The sequence below is a fragment of the Streptomyces sp. NPDC048434 genome (assembly GCF_043200375.1).
In the GTDB taxonomy this organism is placed as follows: domain Bacteria; phylum Actinomycetota; class Actinomycetes; order Streptomycetales; family Streptomycetaceae; genus Streptomyces.
Map to the genome: position 1 here is coordinate 1 of NZ_JBICXQ010000014.1, position 19,927 is coordinate 19,927.

Sequence of the window (19,927 nt, forward strand, 5' to 3'; positions counted from 1 at the left end):
ACCCGCTCGGGAATGTCGTACTCCGCAAGCGCCGCGAAGTTCGCACCGAACGTGTTGGTCTCCACACAGTCCACACCGACCGCGAAGTACTCCTCATGCACCGACCGCACAATGTCCGGCCGCGTGACATTGAGGATCTCGTTACAGCCCTCCAGCTGCTGAAAGTCCTCCATGGACGGATCCTGCGCCTGCAGCATGGTGCCCATCGCCCCATCGGCGACCACCACCCGCGAGGCCAACGCCTCACGCAGCGATGCGACGCGAGACGTGTTGATGGATGTTGGCGTGTTCGAGGCCATGGAGATGCTCCCGTGGTTGCGACGGCTGTCGGCTTTGCACCCTCCTGGAGAGGGCGCACCCGGCCAGCGTAGCTGCCGGTCCGGTACAGGTGTTCCCCATTCCACGCCGTGGACAGCACTACTCCACCCCCCTGCCTGCACTCACCGTGATCGTTGGCACACTCCGTTCACTCAGCAAAAGGCTCCAGATCGCTGACTGCAGTCGACATGGACCGATATCGTTCAGCATTGTCGAACCGCTCACTTCGGAGGTTGCCCGATGGCACGCACCATCCAGTCGCTGGAGCGCGCCGCAGCGATGCTGCGGCTGCTCGCAGGAGGGGAACGGCGGCTGGGACTCTCCGACATCTCCTCCTCACTGGGACTGGCGAAGGGCACCGCCCACGGGATCCTGCGCACGCTGCAGCAGGAGGGCTTCGTCGAGCAGGACGTCGCCTCCGGCCGCTATCAGCTGGGCGCGGAACTGCTGCGGCTGGGCAACAGCTACCTGGACGTGCACGAGCTGCGCGCCCGCGCCCTCGTATGGACCGACGATCTGGCCCGCTCCAGCGGTGAGGCCGTCTACCTCGGCGTGCTGCACCTGCAGGGCGTGCTGATCGTCCACCACGTCTTCCGGCCGGACGACAGCCGGCAGGTGCTGGAGGTCGGCGCGATGCAGCCGCTGCACAGCACGGCGCTGGGCAAGGTGCTGTCGGCGTACGACCCGGTGGCACACAGCGAGATCGTCGAGTTGGACCGGAAGGCCTTCACCCCACGCACGGTGACCGGGCTGGGGGACTTCGAGGGGCTGCTGGACCTGACCCGGGCGCGGGGCTGGGCCGCCGACGTGGAGGAGACCTGGGAAGGCGTGGCGTCGGTGGCCGCGCCGATCCACGACCGGCGGCGGATGCCGGTGGGTGCGGTGGGTGTCACCGGAGCGGTGGAGCGGGTCTGCCAGGAGGGCGAACTGCGGCCGGAAATCATCGCCGCTGTGAGGGATTGCGCACGCGCTGTGTCCCGTGATCTTGGCGCAGGGCGATTCTGACCGTATTCACCCCATAAGTTCACCTAAGTTTTTGGCCACGGAGCCCTTGACGGGGTTCTACGGGTGAACAAAACTGCCGTTCGTCGGTCGGCATTGTCGAACACCTAACGGCAATATTCGCTATGGTGAGGCATTGCCGCGGGCCGACTACCGCCCTCTAGGAGGGCGCGGACCACCGGACGGGACCCGGGGTTCGTCTTCCCCTGGACCAAGGACAAAGGAGTCGCGGGTGTCCAGCTCCGACATCTTCATCAGCGAGACCATCGGTACCGCTGTGCTGATCCTGCTCGGCGGTGGCGTCTGCGCCGCCGTCACATTCAAGCGCTCCAAGGCGTTCAACGCCGGATGGGTCGCCATCGCCTTCGGGTGGGGCTTCGCCGTCCTCACGGGTGCCTACATCGCCGCGAAGTCCGGCGCCAACCTCAACCCTGCGGTCACCATCGGCCTCGCCATCAAGGGCGGGATCGAGTGGAGCCAGGTGCCGGTCTACTTCGCCGGCGAACTGCTCGGCGCCATGATCGGCGCGGTACTGGTGTGGATCACGTACTACGGACAGTTCCAGGCCCATCTGAGTGACCCCGAGGTGCTGGCCGACCACACCGGCGAGGAGGGACTGGTCGACCAGTCCGCCGCGCCGGCCGCCGGACCGGTCCTCGGCATCTTCTCCACCGGCCCGGAGATCCGGAACGCGGTGCAGAACCTGGCCACCGAGATCATCGCCACCGTCGTGCTCGTGCTGTCGATCCTCACGCTCGGTCTGAGCGACAACGGGAAGGGCGTCGGCACCATCGGCACCCTGCTGGTCGCGCTGGTCGTCACCGGAATCGGTCTGTCGCTGGGCGGTCCGACCGGGTACGCCATCAACCCGGTCCGCGACCTCGGCCCGCGCATCGTGCATGCGCTTCTGCCGCTGCGGAACAAGGGCGGTTCAGACTGGGGCTACGCCTGGATCCCGGTCGTCGGCCCGCTCATCGGCGGAGCCATCGCCGGGGGCATCTACCAGGTGGCGTTCGCCTGAGCCGCCTGACCGCCCCGACTCCGCCCGCACAGACTTCTTGGAGCACACCATGAGCGACACCCCGAGCACCTCCTCGCACGGGCACGGCCCGTTCATTGCGGCCATCGATCAGGGCACCACGTCCAGCCGCTGCATCGTCTTCGACAAGGACGGCCGGATCGTCTCGGTCGACCAGAAGGAGCACGAGCAGATCTTCCCGAAGCCGGGCTGGGTCGAGCACGATGCCACCGAGATCTGGACCAACGTCAAGCAGGTCGTCGACAGCGCCGTCCACAAGGCCGGGCTCACCGCCGCCGACGTCAAGGCGATCGGCATCACCAACCAGCGCGAGACCACCCTCCTGTGGGACCGCACCACCGGTGAGCCGGTCCACAACGCCATCGTCTGGCAGGACACCCGCACCGACGCGCTCTGCAAGGAGCTCGGCCGCAACGTCGGCCAGGACCGCTTCCGCCGCGAGACCGGCCTGCCGCTGGCCTCGTACTTCGCGGGCCCGAAGATCCGCTGGCTGCTGGACAACGTCGAGGGCCTGCGCGAGCGCGCCGAGCGCGGCGACATCCTCTTCGGCACCATGGATTCCTGGGTCATCTGGAACCTGACCGGCGGCGTCGACGGCGGAGTGCACGTCACCGACGTCACCAACGCCTCGCGCACCATGCTGATGAACCTCCACCGTCTCGAGTGGGACCCGAAGATCCTCACCTCGATGGAGATCCCGGCGGCCGTGCTGCCGGAGATCAAGTCCTCCGCCGAGGTCTACGGCCGCGCCGTCGGCGGTGTACTGGCCGGTGTCCCGGTCGCCTCGGCACTCGGTGACCAGCAGGCCGCGCTGTTCGGCCAGACCTGCTTCGAGCAGGGCGAGGCCAAGTCCACGTACGGCACCGGCACCTTCATGCTGATGAACACCGGCCACGAGCCGGTGAACTCCTACAACGGGCTGCTGACCACCGTCGGCTACCGCATCGGCGACCAGGAGCCGGTCTACGCCCTCGAAGGCTCCATCGCCGTCACCGGCTCGCTCGTCCAGTGGATGCGCGACCAGATGGGGCTCATCAACAGCGCGGCCGAAATCGAGACCCTGGCCAGCACGGTCGAGGACAACGGCGGCGCGTACTTCGTGCCGGCCTTCTCCGGCCTGTTCGCCCCCTACTGGCGCTCGGACGCGCGCGGTGTCATCGCGGGCCTGACCCGCTACGTCACCAAGGCGCACATCGCGCGCGCCGTGCTCGAGGCCACCGCCTGGCAGACCCGCGAGATCACCGACGCCATGACCAAGGACTCCGGCGTCGAGCTGACCGCGCTCAAGGTCGACGGCGGTATGACCTCCAACAACCTGCTGATGCAGACCATCTCGGACTTCCTGGACGCCCCCGTGGTGCGCCCGATGGTCGCCGAGACGACCTGCCTCGGCGCTGCCTACGCGGCCGGACTGGCCGTCGGCTTCTGGTCCAGCACCGACGAACTGCGCGCCAACTGGCGCCGGGCCGCCGAGTGGACCCCCCGGATGGAAGCGGCCACCCGTGACCGCGAGTACAAGAGCTGGCTCAAGGCTGTGGAACGTTCCATGGGCTGGCTCGATGACAGCACTGTCGAGGAGTAAACATGAGCACCCTGCAGAGCGTCCCGGCACTCGGGACGCACCCGGCCAGTGGTTCGCACGCGAGCCGCGCCGAGACTCGGGAGCAGCTTTCCAAGGCGACGTACGACCTCCTGGTGATCGGCGGCGGCATCCTGGGCATCTCCACCGCCTGGCACGCCGCACAGGCTGGACTGCGGGTGGCCCTGGTGGACGCCGGTGACTTCGCCGGCGCCACCTCCTCCGCCTCCTCCAAGCTGCTGCACGGTGGTCTGCGTTACCTGCAGACCGGTGCGGTCAAGCTGGTGGCGGAGAACCACTTCGAGCGGCGTGCGGTGTCCCGTCAGGTGGCACCGCACCTCGCCAACCCCCTGACCTTCTACCTGCCGGTCTACAAGGGCGGCCCGCACGGCGCGGCCAAGCTCGGCGCGGGCGTCTTCGCCTACTCCGCGCTGTCCGCGTTCGGCGACGGCGTCGGCCATGTCATATCCCCGGCCAAGGCACAGCGCGACGTGCCGGAGCTGCGGACGGACAACCTCAAGGCCGTGGCCGTGTACGGCGACGACCAGATGAACGACTCGCGGATGGCCCTGATGACCGTCCGTGCGGCGGTCGAGGCCGGCGCCACGGTCCTCAACCACGCCGAGGTCACCGGCCTGCGCTTCACCCAGGGCCGGGTCACCGGTGCGGAGCTCAAGGACCGGACGGAGGGCCGGGAATTCGGCGTCAACGCCCGCCTGGTGCTCAACGCCACCGGCCCATGGGTGGACCACCTGCGCAAGATGGAGGACTCGAACGCGGCCCCTTCCATCCGGCTGTCGAAGGGTGCGCACCTGGTCCTCAAGCGGACCGCGCCCTGGAAGGCGGCGCTGGCCACCCCGATCGACAAGTACCGCATCACCTTCGCCCTCCCCTGGGAGGACATGCTGCTGCTGGGCACCACGGACGAGGAGTTCGAGGGCGACCCGGCGGATGTCGCGGTCACCGAGAAGGACACCGCCCAGATCCTCGACGAGGCCGCCTTCTCCGTCCGCGACCAGCAGCTGTCGCGTGACCTGATCACGTACTCCTTCGCGGGCCTGCGGGTGCTGCCCGGCGGCCCCGGCAACACCTCCAAGGCCAAGCGCGAGACGGTCGTCACCGAGGGCAGCGGCGGCATGCTGTCGGTGGCCGGCGGCAAGTGGACGACCTTCCGGCACATCGGCCGTACGGTCATGAACAAGCTCGCCGCGCTGCCCGGCCACCCGCTGGCCGAGGACATGGAGCCGATCGCGCATCTGCCGAAGAAGCTCCCGCTGCCCGGCATCGCCAACCCGAACGCGGTCGCGCACCGGCTGCTCGTCGACGGCGGCACGCCCGGTCCGCGGATGGCCCCGGAGACCGCGCGGCACCTCGCCACCCACTACGGCTCGCTGTCCTTCGACATCGCCCGGCTGGCGAACGACAACCCGGCGCTGGCCGAGCGCATCCACCCGGATGCGCCGGAGATCTGGGCACAGGTCGCCTACGCCCGTGACAACGAGTGGGCCGAGACGGTCGACGATGTGCTGCGTCGCCGCACCACGTTGATGATCCGTGGCCTGGACACGGAGGACGTGCGGACCAAGGTCAAGGACATGCTGGCCGGCTGACGGCGGCGGACGGCCGCCGCGGACGGCGGCCGAGGGAGCTGACGGCACCTCACGGTGACGTGCAGTGCATGACGATGGGGCGGTCCACGGGGCCGCCCCATCGCCGGACCCGGGTGCGGGGCCCGGGGGGGGCGGCGGGCCGGGTCGACGAGATAACCGCGTACGGGAGCGGATCGGGACGGCGAGCCGGGTCATAATGAGCTCAGACATCGGATGTCTGTGAGATATCCGGGTGGCAGTATCCGGGTGGGTCCGAGCGGGGAGGTCGGCATGGCGGTCACCGACGAGGCCATCGAGAAGATCAAGGGAATGATCGTCTCCGGCGCGCTGCGGCCGGGCGACCGGCTGCCGAAGGAGAGCGAGCTGGCGTCGGAGCTGGGCCTGTCCCGCAACTCACTGCGCGAGGCGGTGCGCGCGCTCTCCCTCATCCGCATCCTGGACGTGCGCCAGGGTGACGGCACCTACGTCACCAGTCTCGATCCGCAACTCCTGCTGGAGGCCATGAGCTTCGTGGTGGACTTCCACCGCGATGACACCGTGCTGGAGTTCCTTGCCGTCCGCCGGATCCTGGAGCCGGCCGCCACGGCGATGGCGGCCGGCCGGATCGGCCTGGAGGAACTGGACGTCCTGGAGCTCCAGTTGAACGCGCTGGGGCCGAGCCCCTCGGTCGAGGATCTGGTCGCCTGCGATCTGGAGTTCCACCGCGGGATCGTCGCGGCGTCCGGCAACTCCGTACTCTGCTCGCTGCTGGACGGGCTGTCCGGGCCGACCACCCGGGCCAGGATCTGGCGGGGGCTGACGCAGAAGGACGCGGTGACCCGCACTCTCACCGAGCACCGCGCGATCCTCGGCGCGCTGCGCGACCGGGACGCGGAGGCGGCGCGGGCCTGGGCGACGGTGCATATCGCCAGCGTGGAGCAGTGGTTGCGCGCATCGCTGTGAGGCCCGCCGTCGCCCGCCGCGCTCCCGGTCAGGCCGCGAAGCCGCCGTCCACCGCGATCGAGGCGCCCGTGATGTACCGTCCGCCCTCGCCCGCCAGATGCGCCACGGTCGCCGCGACATCGGCGGCCCGGCCGTACGTCCCCAGGGCGGTGAGCCCGGCCTGCATCGCTGCGCTCTCGCCGTCGGCCGGGTTCATATCGGTGTCGATGGGGCCCGGGGTGATGAGGTTGGCGGTGATGCCGCGCGGTCCCAGTTCCTTGGCCAGGGTCCGGGTCAGGCCGCTGAGGGCGGCCTTGCTGGTGGCGTAGAGGGTGCCGCCGGGGAAGGCGACCCGCTCGGCCATGCAGCTGCCGATCGAGATGATCCGGCCGCCCTCGGCCAGATGCGCGGACGCGGCCTGCGCCGCCAGGAACGGGGCCCGGACGTTGGTCCGCAGCACCCGGTCGACATCGTCGAGGGAGATCCCCTCGAAGGGGCCGAGCACGCCGGTGCCCGCGTTGTTCACCAGGATGTCCAGCCGCCCGAACCGTTCGACGGTGCCGGCGACGGAGGCCCACACGGCCTCCGCGTCACCGCTGTCGGCCCGCACCGCCCAGGCCTGCCCGCCGGCCCGCTCGATCTCCTTGACGACCTGGTCAGCTTTGTCCTGTCGGCTCAGATAGGTCAGCGCCACCGCCGCACCGTCGGCGGCCAGCCGCAGCGCCGTCGCCTCGCCGATGCCCCGGCTGCCGCCGGTCACCAGGGCCACCTTGCCGGTGAGCGGCCGGGTGCCGTTCGCCGCCGTCGTCGCCGTCATCACGGTCTCCGTCATGTCATCACTTTCGCGTCGAGTCGTCCGTAGCCGTATGCAGACGTACGCAGCCCTGCCCAGACGCAGGCGGTCATACGCAGACGGACGGATCCGGCCGAATTACGTACGGGATACACCGCTTTGCCGGTGTATCTCCGCGGTACGACTCGATCCTCCGGTGTGGCGGGTTCCGGAGCTGGCGGAATCCGGACGCCGCATCGGACGCCACCTCAGCGGCCCGGAGACCCCTGCGTCGACGACGTCCCGACGCCGTACACCCGCCCGGCCGTTCCCCCGAAGACGTCCGATCGTTCCGCCGCCCCAAGGTGTCCGGTGGCCGACTCCGCGAGTGCCACGATGTCCTCGTAGCCGGCGGCCAGTGTGCACACCGGCCAGTCGGAGCCGAACATCACCCGGCCGGGGCCGAAGGCCTCCAGGACGTGCCGGGCGTAGGGCAGGATCTGCTGCGGCCGCCAGGCGTCCCAGTCGGCCTCGGTGACCAGCCCGGACAGCTTGCAGCTGACGTTCGGCAGCCCGGCGAGGGCGCTGAGGGCGTCCGCCCAGGGCTGCCAGTCCCCCGTCGCGACCGCCGGTTTCGCGGCGTGGTCCAGCACGAAGTCCAGCTGCGGCACAGCGCGTACAGCGGCGTGTGCGGCGGGCAGTTCGCGCGGGGTGACCAGCAGGTCGTAGGCCAGGCCGGAGTCGGCCAGGATGCCCAGCCCCCGGAGCACGTCCGGGCGGATGAGCCAGTCGGGGTCCGGTTCGTCCTGCACCTGGTGCCGGATGCCGACCAGTCCGGCGGGCAGCGACGCGAGGACCTCGGCGAGCGCCGGGTCGAGGAGGTCGGCCCAGCCGACGACACCGGCGACCGGCCCCTCCCCCGCCACGAGGGTCAGCAGCTCGGCGGTCTCCTCGTACGAGGACGACGACTGGACGACGAGCGTGCGGTCGACGCCGTGCTCGGTCAGATGCGGGGCGAGGTCGGTCAGCGCATAGCTGCGGCGGATCGGGTCGGCCCACGGCCCGTCCATCCACGGCTGCTCGCGCCGGCTCAGGTCCCATAGATGGTGATGGGCGTCGATACGCATCAGGGGCGCGCTCCGGGGTCGGGCTCAGTCGTGCAGGGGCAGCGGCAGATCGGGGTCGAGCAGGCCGCGGGCGACGAGCGTATGCCACAGCCCGTCCGGGATGTGACGGGTGAACAGCGCGGCGTTCTCGGCCATCTCCTCGGGGGTGGCGGCGCCGACCACGGCGGAGGCGACGGCGCGGTGCCCGAAGGGGAAGCGGAGCGCGGCGGCCTTGAGGGGGACGTCGAACTCCGCACAGACGGCGGCAAGTTGACGCGCCCGGTCGACGAGGGCGGCGGGCGCGGGTGCGTAGTTGTAGGGCGCGCCGGGTGACGGGTCGGCCAGCAGACCGGAGTTGTAGACGCCGCCGACGACCACGGAGGTGCCGCGGCGCGCGCACTCCGGCAGCAGATCGTCGAAGGCGGTGCGCTCCAGCAGGGTCCAGCGGCCGGCGCAGAGCACCACGTCCACGTCCAGGTCGGCGACCAGGCGGGCCAGCAGGTCGCTGTGGTTCATGCCGAAGCCGATGGCGCGCACCAGGTGCTGGGCGCGCAGCTCGGCGAGGGCCGGGAAGCCGGTCTCGTACACCTCGCGCAACTGGTCCTCGACGTCGTGGAGGTAGACGATGTCGACGGCGTCCACACCGAGCCGCTCCAGGGACGCGTCCAGCGTGGCGCGGATACCGTCGCGGGAGAGGTCCCGTACCCGGGCGCGGGCGGGGGTGTCCACGAAGCCCTCGCCGGCCGCCCGCTCCCCCGGCGCGAGCGGCCGCAGCCGGCGGCCGACCTTGGTGGAGAGGGTGTAGCCGGCCCGGTCGCGGCCGCGCAGCGCCCGGCCGAGGCGTTCCTCGGACAGGCCCACGCCGTAGTGCGGGGCGGTGTCGAAGTAGCCGGCGCCGGTGGCGAGGGCGGTGTGGACGACGCGTTGCGCCTGCTCCTCGGGGACGGCGCGGTAGAGGTTGCCGAGCGGTGCGCAGCCCAGGCCCAGGGGCGGGACGGTGACACCGGTCCGTCCCAGCTCCCTCGGCCCGTGCGGGGGAAGGTGCACGGCGGCCTCAGTCCTGCTTCTCGCCGCTGGTGAAGCGGGAGATGACCAGCGCGATGATGATGATCATGCCGTTGAGGAACTGGGTCCACAGCGGTGGCACGCCGCCCAGGGTCATCACGTTGATGACCAGCTGGAGCGTGAGGACGCCGGTGAGCGCGCCGAAGAGGGTGCCCCGGCCGCCCTTGAGGCTAATGCCGCCGATCACCGCGGCGGCGAAGACCTGGAAGATCCAGCCGTTGCCCTGGCTCGCGGAGACCGCGCCGTAGTGGCCGGTGTAGAGGATCCCCGCGAAAGCTGCCAGCAGTCCACCGACGGCCAGCACAATCCAGGTGATGCGGTCCACCCGTACGCCGGCCGCGCGGGCCGCCTCCGGGTTGCCGCCGATGGCGTACAGCGCCCGCCCGTGCCGGAGGTAGCCGAGGGCCGCGCCGCCGAGCGCGAACAGGGCGAGGCAGATCCAGACCGCGGCCGGGATGCCCAGCCAGTCGGCCTTGCCCAGGTAGGCGAAGGACTCCGGGACATTGCCGATGGACTGGCCCTCGGAGATGCCCACTTGCAGTCCGCGGAGCATGGTGAGCATGCCGAGGGTGGCGATGAAGCCGTTGACCCGCAGGGTGAGGATGAGGAAGCCGTTGGCGGCGCCGATCGCCGCGCCCACGGCCAGGCAGAGCGGGATCGCCGTCCAGGCGGGGAAGAGTTCCAGCCCGGCGAAGCGGGCGCCGTGTGCGGGCATCACCAGCCACAGGGCGACCACCGGGGCCAGGCCGATGGTGGACTCCAGCGACAGGTCCATCCGCCCGCTGATGAGGATGAGCGCCTCGCCGAGCACCAGCAGGCCCAGCTCCGTGGACTGCTGGATGACGCCGACGAGGTTGTCCTGGGTGAGGAAGGCGGGCGACACGATGAAGCCGATGACGCCCAGCACGAAGATCACCGGCACCAGGGAGAAGTCCCGCCAGCGGGCCGGATCGATCCGGGGCCGACGCGGCGGGCCGTCCACCGCGTCGGTGGCCGGCGGCGAAACGGTCTCGGTCATGGCGCGGTCCCTTCCGTTCCTTGCGTGTTCCGGGTGTCGGGTGCGGTGTCCCGGCGGATGCCGGGCGGGGCGTCCTCGCCGGCGGCGGCTGCCATGCCCTCCATCGCGGCGACCAGTTCGTGGTCGCGCCAGCCGGCCGCGAATTCGGCGGTCACCCGGCCGTGGAAGACCGCCAGCACCCGGTCGCAGACCCGCAGATCGTCCAGCTCGTCGGAGACGATCAGCGCGCCGCTGCCGCCGTCAGCGACCTCCCGTACGACGCCCAGCAGCGCGTCCTTGGACTTGACGTCGACGCCGTTGGTGGGCCGGACGGCGACCAGCACGGCGGGCTCGCGGGCCAGCGCACGGGCGATCACGACCTTCTGCTGATTGCCGCCGGAGAGCCCGGACACCGGCTGGCCCGGCCCGGTGGTCCGGATGTCCAGTGCCTCGATCATCCGCCGGGCGAACGCGCGGGTCCGGGAGGGCAGTACGGTGCCCATCGGCCCGAGCTGGTCGGCGACGGTGAGAGTGGCGTTCTCGGCGACGCTGCGGCCCAGGATGAGCCCTTCGCGGTGCCGGTCCTCGGGGACGTAGCCGATGCCCGCGGCGAGGGCGTGCGGCACGCTGCCCGTACGGACCGGCCGCCCCCGTACCGTGATCCGGCCGCCGTCGGGGGCGCGCAGTCCCACCAGCGTCTCGCCGACCGCGGTGTTGCCGCTGGCCGTGGCGCCGGCGAGCCCCACCACCTCACCGGCCCGCACGGTCAGGTCGAGCGGTGCGAAGTGCCCGTCGGCGGACAGCCCTTGGGTGCGCAGCACCGGCTCCCCCGCCGTGCGCGCGCCCGTGCGCGGCTGCCGCGCGGGGCCCGCCTCCTCGCCCGTCATCGCCGCCACCAGCGCGTCCTTCGCCAGCCCCGGGACGGGTGCGGTCAGCACATGCCGGGCGTCACGGAAGACGGTGACGGTGTCGCACAGCTCGTGGACCTCCTGGAGGTGGTGCGAGATGAACAGGAAGGCCACGCCCTGGGCGCGCAGCTCACGCAGCTTGCCGAAGAGCCGGTCGATGCCGCCGGCGTCCAGCCGGGCGGTGGGCTCGTCCAGGATGATCAGCCGGGCGCCGAACGACAGCGCGCGGGCGATCTCCACGAACTGCCGCTGTTCGACGCCGAGTTCCCTGATCCGGGCGGCCGGGTCGACCTCGACGCCGTATCCGGCGAGCAGCTCGCGGGCCCGTTCGCGCAGCGCCCGCCAGCGGATGGTGTGCCCGCCCTGGAAGCGGCCCAGGTAGAGGTTCTCCGCGACGGTCAGCTCCGGCACGGTCATCGACTTCTGGTAGACGCAGGCGACCTTGCGCTGCCAGGCGGCGGTGTCGCCCCAGCCGGGCGCGGGCGCGCCGCCGAAGGTGACCCGGCCGGCGTCCGGGCGCTCCATACCGGTCAGCACGGACACCAGGGTGGACTTGCCGGCGCCGTTGCGGCCGACGAGGGCGTGCGCCTCCCCGGGCCGTACGGTCAGCCGGGCGCCGTCGAGAGCGACGGTGGGGCCGTAGCGCTTGACGATGCCCTCGGCGTGCACCGCCGCCGTGCGGTCGTCCGTGCCCACCGCTACTTCTTCTTCTCTAGCTGGTTGGCCCACAGTTTCTTGTCGTCGACGGTGTCCTTGGTGACCAGGGGCGCCGGCAGCTGGTCCTCCAGACCGTTCTTGATCTTCACGATGGTCGAGCCGTGGTCGGTGGGTCCGGGCGCGAACTTTTTCCCCTTCAGGCCGGCCTCGGCGTAGTACAGCGCGTACTTGGCGTAGAGGTCGGCGGGCTGGGAGAGAGTGGCGTCGATCCTCCCGGCGCGTATCGCGTCCAGTTCGTCCGGGATGCCGTCGTTGGAGATGATGGTGATGTGCCCGTCGGAGCCGGCCGGCCGCAGGAGCTTCTTCTGCTCCAGGAGGGCGAGCGTCGGCTGCAGGAAGGCGCCGCCGGCCTGCAGGTAGATGCCGTTGACGTCCGGGTGCTGGGCGAGCAGGCTCTGCAGCTTGCCGGAGGCGACCTCGCCCTTCCAGTCGGTGGCCAGCTCATGCACGGTGATCTTCGGGAACTTCTTCTTCATGCACGCCGCGAACGCCTCGGAGCGGTCCCGCCCGTTGATCGAGCTGAGGTCGCCCTGGAGTTCGGCGACCCGGCCCTTGCCGCCCAGTTTCCTGCCGAGGTAGTCGCAGGACTTCTCGCCGTAGGCACGGTTGTCGGCGCGTACGACCATGTAGACCTTGCCCTCGTCGGGGCGGGTGTCGACGCTCACCACCGGGATCTTCTTCTCCGCCAGGCGCTGCAGCTCGGAGGCGATGGCGCCGGTGTCCTGCGGGGCCATCACGATCGCCTTGGCGCCCTGGTCGGTCAGCGCCTGCACATTGGAGACGACCTTGCCGATGTCGTTCTGCGAGTTGGACAGCGGCAGCGCGGCCGGTCCGCCGTGGTCCAGGTCCTTTTCGAGGTATTGCTGGTAGGAGTTCCAGAAGTCGGTGTCCGTACGGGGCATATCGATGCCGATCTTGCCGCCCGCGGTGTCGCTGCCGCGGTTGCAGCCGGCGAGCGCGGCGGTGGCGAGCACCGCGGCACAGGCCGCCGCGCCGGTCGTACGCAGTCTCATGGGTGATCCCTCGGTGGTGGTGTGCGGCTGGGTGCGGGGCGCGGTACGGGCGGGGCGGGTCAGGTGGCGGGCCGCAGGCGCAGCCCCTGCATCCCCCCGTCCACGGCGAGCGCCGTCCCGGTGATGCCGGAGGCGGCCGGGGACGCCAGGGAGGCGATGGCGGCGGCCACCTCGTCGGCGGTGACCATCCGGCCCATCGGCTGGCGGGCGTTGAGGGCGGCGCGTTCGGCGGCCGGGTCGTCGGCCCCGTCCAGCAGCCGGCCGACCCACGGGGTGTCGGCGGTGCCCGGATTGACGCAGTTGACGCGGATGCCCTCACGGAGGTGATCGGCGGCCATCGCGAGGGTCAGCGAGAGGACCGCGCCCTTGCTGGCGCTGTAGAGCGCGCGCTGCGGCAGGCCGGCGGTGGCGGCGATGGAGCAGGTGTGGGTGATGGAGACCCGGCCCGGGGCGTCGGCAGCGGCGCGGCGCAGCGCCGGGAGCGCGGCGCGGGCGGTGCGCACCAGGCCCAGCACATTCACGTCCAGGACCCGGCCCCACTCCGCGTCGTCGTTGTCCTCGACCGTGCCGACGGCGCCGATGCCGGCGTTGCCGACGAGGGTGTGCAGGGCGCCGCCCAGCTCCGCCACCGCTTCGCCGACGGCGGCGTGCACCGCGGCGTCGGTGGTGACATCGGCCTTGACCGGGATCGTCCCCGGGGGCGCGCCGGAGGGGTCCCGGTCCAGTACGGCGACCTTGGCGCCGCGCGCCAGCAGCAGGGCGGCGGTGGCCGCCCCGATGCCGGAGCCGCCGCCGGTGACGAGCGCGGCCATCCCCTCGAAGTCGGCCGGCGGCCGGCCGTGGTGCGGTGCGGAACTCATGCGGAGACCTCCTGTTCGCCGGGCCGGCGGTGTGCGGGCCGACGGGCGCGCCACACCGGCCCGTCGGGGAAGCGGTGGGCGGCGATCGATGCGGGCTTCATCCGGGCCGAGAAGCCGGGCGCGGTCGGGGCGCGGTAGCGGCCGCGCTCGACGACGACGGGGTCGCTGAAGTGGTCGTGCAGATGGTCGACGTACTCGATCACCCGGTCCTCCCAAGTCCCGGACACCGCCACGTAGTCGAACATCGCCAGATGCTGCACCAGCTCGCACAGCCCGACCCCGCCCGCGTGCGGGCACACCGGGACGCCGTACTTCGCGGCCAGCAGGAGGATCGCGAGGTTCTCGTTGACCCCGGCCACCCGCGCGGCGTCGATCTGGACGAAGTCCACGGCGCCGGCCTGCAGCAGCTGTTTGAAGACCACCCGGTTGGCGACATGCTCGCCGGTGGCAACCTTCACGGGCTGGCCGGAGCGCACCGCGGCATGCCCCAGGACGTCGTCCGGGCTGGTCGGTTCCTCGATCCAGTGGGGGGTGTACGGCGCGAGCGCGGTCATCCAGCGGACCGCCTCGGCCACGTCCCAGCGCTGGTTGGCGTCGACGGCGATCCGTACGCCGGGGCCGACCGCGTCCCTCGCCAGCCGCATCCGCCGCTTGTCGTCGTCGAGGTCGGCCCCCACCTTCAGCTTGATCTGGCCGAATCCGTCGGCCACCGCTTCCCTCGCCAGCCGCACCAGCTTGCTGTCGTCGTAGCCGAGCCAGCCGGGCGAGGTGGTGTACGCGGGGTAGCCCTCGGCCTTGAGGCGGGCGGCGCGCTCGGCCCGGCCGGGCGCCGCGGCACGCAGGATCGCCAGCGCCTCGTCCGGCGTCAGGGCGTCGGTCAGATAGCGGAAGTCGACGAGGGAGACCAGTTCCTCGGGCGTCAGCGCGGCGAGGAACTCCCACACCGGCAGGCCGGCCCGGGCGGCGGCCAGGTCCCAGGCGGCGTTGACCACGGCGCCGGCCGCCATCTGCATCACGCCTTTTTCGGGGCCGAGCCAGCGCAGCTGGGAGTCGTGGGTGAGGTCGTGGTGCACTGCGGCGAGGTCGGCGGCGGTGGCGGGCGCGGGGCGGCCGACGACGTACGGAGCGAGGGACCGGATCGCGGCGGCCATGACATCGTTGCCGCGCCCTATCGTGAAGCAGAGGCCGTGACCGCGCGGTCCGCCGTCGGTGTGCAGCACGACATAGGCGGCGGAGTAGTCGGGGTCCGGGTTCATGGCGTCCGAGCCGTCGAGCTGCTCCGAGGTGGGGAAGCGGACGTCGTGGACCTCGAGCTCGGTGACGGTGTCGGCCGCGGCCATGGGCATGCCCCCTGAGATGTTGCGGAAGAACATCGGACCTTTCCCGGTCATCCGATGTATAGACCCGCGCGTCAGGCAGCGTCCAGACCCTGTACGGAAGTTGACCGAACAGCGCTCGATACAGATCGGATGAATCGAGACCCCTTCGTGCAAAGGGGCTGCGGACCGGCACCTCGGACGCCGTAGTCTTGGGAACGCACGCAATGGAACTGCTGCCGGCGACCGCCCCAGGCGGCCGGACCGGTCGGAAGGAGGCGCTGGGTGATCGAGCTCGAGGGGGTGCCCGAGCTGATCGACCCGGTCATGGTGGCCGCGTTCGAAGGCTGGAACGACGCCGGCGACGCCGCCTCCGCCGCGGTCGCACATCTGGACCGGGAATGGAAGGGCGAGGTCTTCGCCGCGCTGGACGCGGAGGACTACTACGACTTCCAGGTGAACCGTCCCACCGTCTTCCTGGACGGCGGCGTACGCAAGATCACCTGGCCGACGACCCGGCTCTCCGTGGTCCGCGTCGGCGATACGAACGGCAAGGGACGGACCCGCGATCTCGTCCTGGTCCGCGGTATCGAGCCCAGCATGCGCTGGCGCTCGTTCTGCAACGAAATCCTCGGCTTCGCCCATGAGTTGGGCGTGGAGATGCTGGTGGTGCTGGGCTCGCTGCTCGGCGACACCCCGCACACCCGCCCGGTGCCGGTCAGCGGGGTCACCTCCGACGCGGATCTCGCCGGCCGGCTCGATCTGGAGGAATCGCGCTACGAAGGCCCGACGGGCATCGTCGGCATCCTCCAGGAAGCCTGCACCCACGCGGGTGTCCCCGCGGTGAGCCTGTGGGCGGCGGTTCCGCACTATGTCTCTCAGCCGCCCAACCCGAAGGCCAGCCTCGCGCTGCTCAACCGCCTGGAGGACCTCCTCGACGTCCGTATCCCGCTCGGTGAGCTGAGCGAGGACGCCCGCGCCTGGCAGCTGGGCGTGGACCAGCTGGCGGCGGAGGACAGCGAGGTCGCCGAGTACGTCCAGTCGCTGGAGGAAGCGCGGGACACCGCGGACCTGCCGGAGGCGTCCGGCGAGGCCATCGCCCGCGAGTTCGAGCGCTATCTGCGTCGCCGTGACCCGCAGTCCGGCCCCGGCGTGGCGACCGAGGGCGGGCTCACCGACGGCCGCGACAGCTCCTACCTCCGCGACACCACCAGCGGCCGCACCCGCCCGCCCCGCCCGGTGTCCAAGGAGCCGCGGGAGCCCAAGCCCGGCGACGACACGGGAACGGGGCCGAAGGACGCGGGCAAGGGCAAGGGCTCCGCGGACACTCCCGATCCGCCGGGAGGCGCGGACTCCGACTCCCCGCAGCCGGAGGACGGCCCGGAGGACGCCGGAAACTGAGCGCGAAGACCGCGCCGCAGCACGCCAGGGGCGCCGGACCGGCCGTCGAGCCGGTCCGGCGCCCGTGCGTTGCTCCCGCCGGGGCGGGGCCGCGTTCACCCCGAGCAGTGGAAGCGTGCCCCCGCCCAGTCGCCGTGATCGCCGGACTTCTTGCCGTCCGTATCGGTCACCTTGAGGCGTACGTGCCGGGCGCCGCCGAGCGGTACGTCCACCGCCACCGGCGCCGACTTTCCGGTCAGTTTCGGTGAGGTCCACAGCACCTTGCCGTCCGCCTCCACGGAGAAGGCGACCTCCCCGTAGTCGGCGATCTCGTCGTCGATCCCGGCGTCCGCCGTGAAGGACGTACAGCGCCCGCCGGCGAAGAACTCCAGGTCCGAGTCGGCGTGCGTCCCGATGCCCTTGTCGTAGGTCTTCCCGGCGAGGGCGAGCGGACGGCCGTCCGCCGCCCCCGATTCGCCGTTGCTGCGGTCCCGTTCGGCCGGCCCGTAGCCATTGGCCGCGCTCAGCCACTCCAGATCGCTCGCCCAGGTGTCCCCGGCGGGCGCCGGGGGTACGGCCCGTACCTCGAAGCGGTGCACCGCCGTCCGCGGCACCCCGGCCGAGCGGTAGCGGACGGTCGCGGTGACCGTGACCGGGTCCGCGCTCCGGGCGTCCTTGGGCGCGGTGAGCGTCAGCGCCTCGCGCCGGGTGGTTCCGGCCGCGATCCGCGCATGGCGCACCGGCGCCGAGACGGCCCAGCCCTTGGGCGCGGACAGCGACACCGACACGTCATGTGCGGTACGGGTGCCCGCGGTGACGGCCGTCCGTACGGTCGTCGGCGCGCCCTTGGTCACCTCCTGTCCGCCCGGTGTGGTCACCGCGGCCGCCGCGCCCGGGGTCCTGCCGCCGACCGCGCTCGCGCCCCTCAGCAGCAGGGTGAAGGCCCGGTCGGTGGGGCGGGAGGCGGTCTTGATCCGGACGACACCCGCGCGGTCGGCGGGGTCGTGGAACCAGCCCTCGTCCGCCGCCTCGAACGCGCCCGCCGACGGCAGCCGCTTCAGCGGCCGGCCGGCCAGTGTGACGCCGCGCGGGGCGTCCCCGGTGTGCACGGTGAAGCGGTACGGCCGGGCCGTCTGCTTGCCCCGGAACGAGCCCCGGGAGGCGCCGACGTCGATCCGTACGTCGCCGCCACCGGAGCGCGGCGCCGCCACCCGCACCCGCTGGGTGGCGCTGCTGCCGTCCCGGTGCGCACGGGTCACCCCGTCGTCCTCGTAGAGGGTGAACGAGGAGCGGCCCTGCGGATAGATGTCCCAGGCGAGCGGCGAGTGTGCCGTCCGGTCCTGGTACGACCTGATGCCCGGCCACATGGGAACGGCGGCACCGGCCTTGACGAAGAGCGGAAGGGTGTCCAGCGGGGCGCTGTAGCCGTTGACCGTCGTCGGGCCCTGGTAGGTGCGCCCGGACCAGTAGTCGACCCAGGTGCCCTTGGGCAGGTAGATGCCGTCGCGGGTGTCACTGTCCCGGTAGACGGGCGCGACGAGGAAGTCCTGGCCGGTCAGGAACTCGTACTTGGCGGCGTCGGTGCCGGCCTTCGGGTCGTCGGGGTATTCGAGCGACAGCGGGCGCACCGGGCCGACGCCGGTCCGGGTCGCCTGCGCCGCGTAGGAGTACATGTACGGCAGCAGCGACTCCTTGAGCTTCAGATACTTCCGGCTGATGGAGGTGTAGGGCTCACCGCGGCGGTAGGGCTGCTTGTCGCTGTCGGCCCAGCCGTCCATCGTCATCATCGCCGGGAGAAAGGACTTCCACTCCAGGTCGCGGACGTAGGTCTTGGGGCTGCCGCCGAAGATGCCGTCCACATCGCCGGTCGTGTAGGCGAGTCCGGACAGCGTCGCGCCCGCGTAGGTCGGTATCTGCCAGCGGATGTAGTCCCAGGTGCCGCTCTGGTCACCGGACCACTGGACGCCGCAGCGCTGCGCCCCCGACCAGCTCTCCGGGGCCCAGGTGAAGCCCCGGGCGTCGCTGTTGTCCTCGATGCCCCGGTAGGCGTCCTTGCAGCCGTCCAGCGCGAATTTGTAGCCGTCGCCGACCCAGGCGACATCCAGTTTGGCGATCCGCTGGCCCGCCTTGACCTGGTCGGCGAGCTTGCCGATGCCGTCCTCGGTCCACAGTCCGAGCTTCATCTTCCGCTCGCCCAGGCCCTTCGAGGTCTCGGCGAGGTTTTCGTAGCCGCATCCGTAGCCGTCGTTGACCAGCATCCAGCCGTTGGGCAGGTCGTGCTCGGCGTAGCCGTCGGCGACCTTCAAGGCGTCCAGGGTGTGCCGCTCTCCGCGGTTCGCGTTGTGCAGGTAGCAGTCCGAATCGCCGATCTCCAGGCCGTACAGCGGCGGCAGGAAGGGCTTTCCGGTCAGCGAGGTGTACTGGCCGATGACGTCCTTGGCGCTCGGCCCGGCGAAGTAGTAGGCGTCGAACCGCCGTTCCTTCGCACGCGTCGTCACCGGCTCGTCGAAGGCGTAGGTGTTGGGCGCATACGTGTTGCGGAAGACGCCGTACCCCGCGGAGGAAAGGTAGAACGGGACGGAGTTGGGGTGTCCGCCGTCGTCCCAGTGATAGTCGACGCCGACCTCGACGGTGTGCCCGCGGTGGGAGGTGTTGCCGCGCCCGTTCTGCATGCCGGCGCCGTAGAACTGCTCGTCGGCGCCGCGCGCCAGGGTCTGGGTGGTGGTCTTGTCGTCCCAGCTCAGCCCCTTCGCCTCGGACCACACCAACGAGCCGTCGGCCCGCCGCAGTTCGAACCGCAGCGGCGCCTTGAAGGCCTTCAGGGTGACCTGCGAGGTGCTGAGTTCGTAGGCGTCGCCGGCGTCCCGCCAGTGGGTGGCGGGCGGCGCGCCCTGGGGCAGCACGATGTCCTTGCCGGTGGGGTCGGAGAAGGCGCCGTCCGGGGCGAGTTCGACGCGGAAGGTACGGTCCGTCACGAAGCTCACCCGCGCCTCGGCCCGGCCGGCGTGCAGGTGGTAGACGGGCCCGTCCGCCGCGAAGCCGGTGATGTCGCCGACGGTCTGTGCGGGTGCGGGGCCGTCGGCCCGTACGCTGCCCACCGGTCCAGCGACGGCCGCCGCGAGACCGAGCAGCGCGGCAATGACCGCCGCCCGCAGTCCTGTTGGTTTCCTCATGCCCGCAGCTCTAGTCCGCTGCCGTGGCGCGCCACCATGGACTCTCGGTCCGGGTTGCTGGATTTCCGCACACCGGCCGGCCGTCGCGTCGCGGCGAGCGGCAAAAGGAGGGGCGCCTCCGCCGGTCGGCGGAAGCGCCCCTGAGGACGGG

16 protein-coding genes are annotated in these 19,927 nt (G+C 71.3%); 6 read left to right on the plus strand and 10 right to left on the minus strand.

Features of this window, described 5'->3' with window-relative positions:
* The coding region (locus ACGFWI_RS17960; protein WP_393906922.1) for a homocysteine S-methyltransferase family protein at positions 1 to 299 on the minus strand (299 nt) is incomplete at its 3' end.
* Positions 300 to 558: 259 nt separating this feature from the next.
* On the opposite strand from ACGFWI_RS17960, the gene ACGFWI_RS17965 reads away from it, so the two are divergent.
* The 5 genes from ACGFWI_RS17965 (at position 559) to ACGFWI_RS17985 (ending at position 6,490) form a co-directional block, all read left to right on the plus strand.
* A complete protein-coding gene (locus ACGFWI_RS17965) occupies positions 559 to 1,323 on the plus strand; it encodes an IclR family transcriptional regulator (RefSeq protein ID WP_393906923.1) in 765 nt (254 codons plus the stop codon).
* A 229-nt stretch (positions 1,324 to 1,552) separates the two neighbouring features.
* A complete protein-coding gene (locus ACGFWI_RS17970) occupies positions 1,553 to 2,341 on the plus strand; it encodes an MIP/aquaporin family protein (protein ID WP_393906924.1) in 789 nt (262 codons plus the stop codon).
* Positions 2,342 to 2,390: 49 nt separating this feature from the next.
* Entirely contained in the window at positions 2,391 to 3,941 is a 1,551-nt protein-coding gene (gene glpK / locus ACGFWI_RS17975) for a glycerol kinase GlpK (protein WP_393906925.1), read from the plus strand.
* A 2-nt stretch (positions 3,942 to 3,943) separates the two neighbouring features.
* Positions 3,944 to 5,548 carry an FAD-dependent oxidoreductase gene (locus tag ACGFWI_RS17980; protein WP_393906926.1) on the plus strand — a complete coding sequence of 535 codons (1,605 nt, stop codon included), beginning with the start codon at positions 3,944 to 3,946 and terminating at the stop codon, positions 5,546 to 5,548.
* Between the two features lie 270 nt (positions 5,549 to 5,818).
* Positions 5,819 to 6,490: a FadR/GntR family transcriptional regulator gene (locus tag ACGFWI_RS17985; protein WP_393906927.1), complete on the plus strand. Its 672-nt coding sequence runs from the start codon at positions 5,819 to 5,821 to the stop codon at positions 6,488 to 6,490.
* Between the two features lie 28 nt (positions 6,491 to 6,518).
* Here ACGFWI_RS17985 and ACGFWI_RS17990 read toward each other — a convergent pair whose 3' ends face one another.
* The 8 genes from ACGFWI_RS17990 to ACGFWI_RS18025 form a co-directional block, all read right to left on the minus strand.
* Positions 6,519 to 7,301 carry an SDR family NAD(P)-dependent oxidoreductase gene (locus ACGFWI_RS17990; protein ID WP_393906928.1) on the minus strand — a complete coding sequence of 261 codons (783 nt, stop codon included), beginning with the start codon at positions 7,299 to 7,301 and terminating at the stop codon, positions 6,519 to 6,521.
* Between the two features lie 209 nt (positions 7,302 to 7,510).
* Positions 7,511 to 8,368 carry an amidohydrolase family protein gene (locus ACGFWI_RS17995; protein ID WP_393906929.1) on the minus strand — a complete coding sequence of 286 codons (858 nt, stop codon included), beginning with the start codon at positions 8,366 to 8,368 and terminating at the stop codon, positions 7,511 to 7,513.
* A 24-nt stretch (positions 8,369 to 8,392) separates the two neighbouring features.
* Positions 8,393 to 9,394, minus strand: a complete 1,002-nt coding sequence (locus tag ACGFWI_RS18000) for an aldo/keto reductase (RefSeq protein WP_393906930.1) — start codon at positions 9,392 to 9,394, stop codon at positions 8,393 to 8,395.
* A gap of 7 nt (positions 9,395 to 9,401) precedes the next feature.
* Positions 9,402 to 10,430 carry an ABC transporter permease gene (locus tag ACGFWI_RS18005; RefSeq protein WP_393906931.1) on the minus strand — a complete coding sequence of 343 codons (1,029 nt, stop codon included), beginning with the start codon at positions 10,428 to 10,430 and terminating at the stop codon, positions 9,402 to 9,404.
* On the minus strand, positions 10,427 to 12,013 hold the full coding sequence (locus tag ACGFWI_RS18010; RefSeq protein ID WP_393906932.1) for a sugar ABC transporter ATP-binding protein: 1,587 nt from the start codon (positions 12,011 to 12,013) through the stop codon (positions 10,427 to 10,429). The genes ACGFWI_RS18005 and ACGFWI_RS18010 overlap by 4 nt, the downstream gene beginning before the upstream one ends.
* Positions 12,014 to 12,015: 2 nt before the next feature.
* Positions 12,016 to 13,047 (minus strand): sugar ABC transporter substrate-binding protein, encoded by a 1,032-nt coding sequence (locus ACGFWI_RS18015; protein ID WP_393906933.1) that lies wholly within the window; start codon positions 13,045 to 13,047, stop codon positions 12,016 to 12,018.
* Between the two features lie 59 nt (positions 13,048 to 13,106).
* On the minus strand, positions 13,107 to 13,907 hold the full coding sequence (locus ACGFWI_RS18020; protein WP_393906934.1) for an SDR family NAD(P)-dependent oxidoreductase: 801 nt from the start codon (positions 13,905 to 13,907) through the stop codon (positions 13,107 to 13,109).
* A complete protein-coding gene (locus tag ACGFWI_RS18025) occupies positions 13,904 to 15,247 on the minus strand; it encodes an enolase C-terminal domain-like protein (RefSeq protein WP_393907095.1) in 1,344 nt (447 codons plus the stop codon). The genes ACGFWI_RS18020 and ACGFWI_RS18025 overlap by 4 nt, the downstream gene beginning before the upstream one ends.
* 261 nt (positions 15,248 to 15,508) lie before the next feature.
* On the opposite strand from ACGFWI_RS18025, the gene ACGFWI_RS18030 reads away from it, so the two are divergent.
* A complete protein-coding gene (locus tag ACGFWI_RS18030) occupies positions 15,509 to 16,624 on the plus strand; it encodes a PAC2 family protein (protein ID WP_393906935.1) in 1,116 nt (371 codons plus the stop codon).
* Positions 16,625 to 16,719: 95 nt separating this feature from the next.
* Here the strand turns inward: ACGFWI_RS18030 and ACGFWI_RS18035 are convergent, their stop codons facing one another.
* Positions 16,720 to 19,776 (minus strand): NPCBM/NEW2 domain-containing protein, encoded by a 3,057-nt coding sequence (locus ACGFWI_RS18035; RefSeq protein ID WP_393906936.1) that lies wholly within the window; start codon positions 19,774 to 19,776, stop codon positions 16,720 to 16,722.
* Between the last annotated feature and the right edge of the window lie 151 nt (positions 19,777 to 19,927).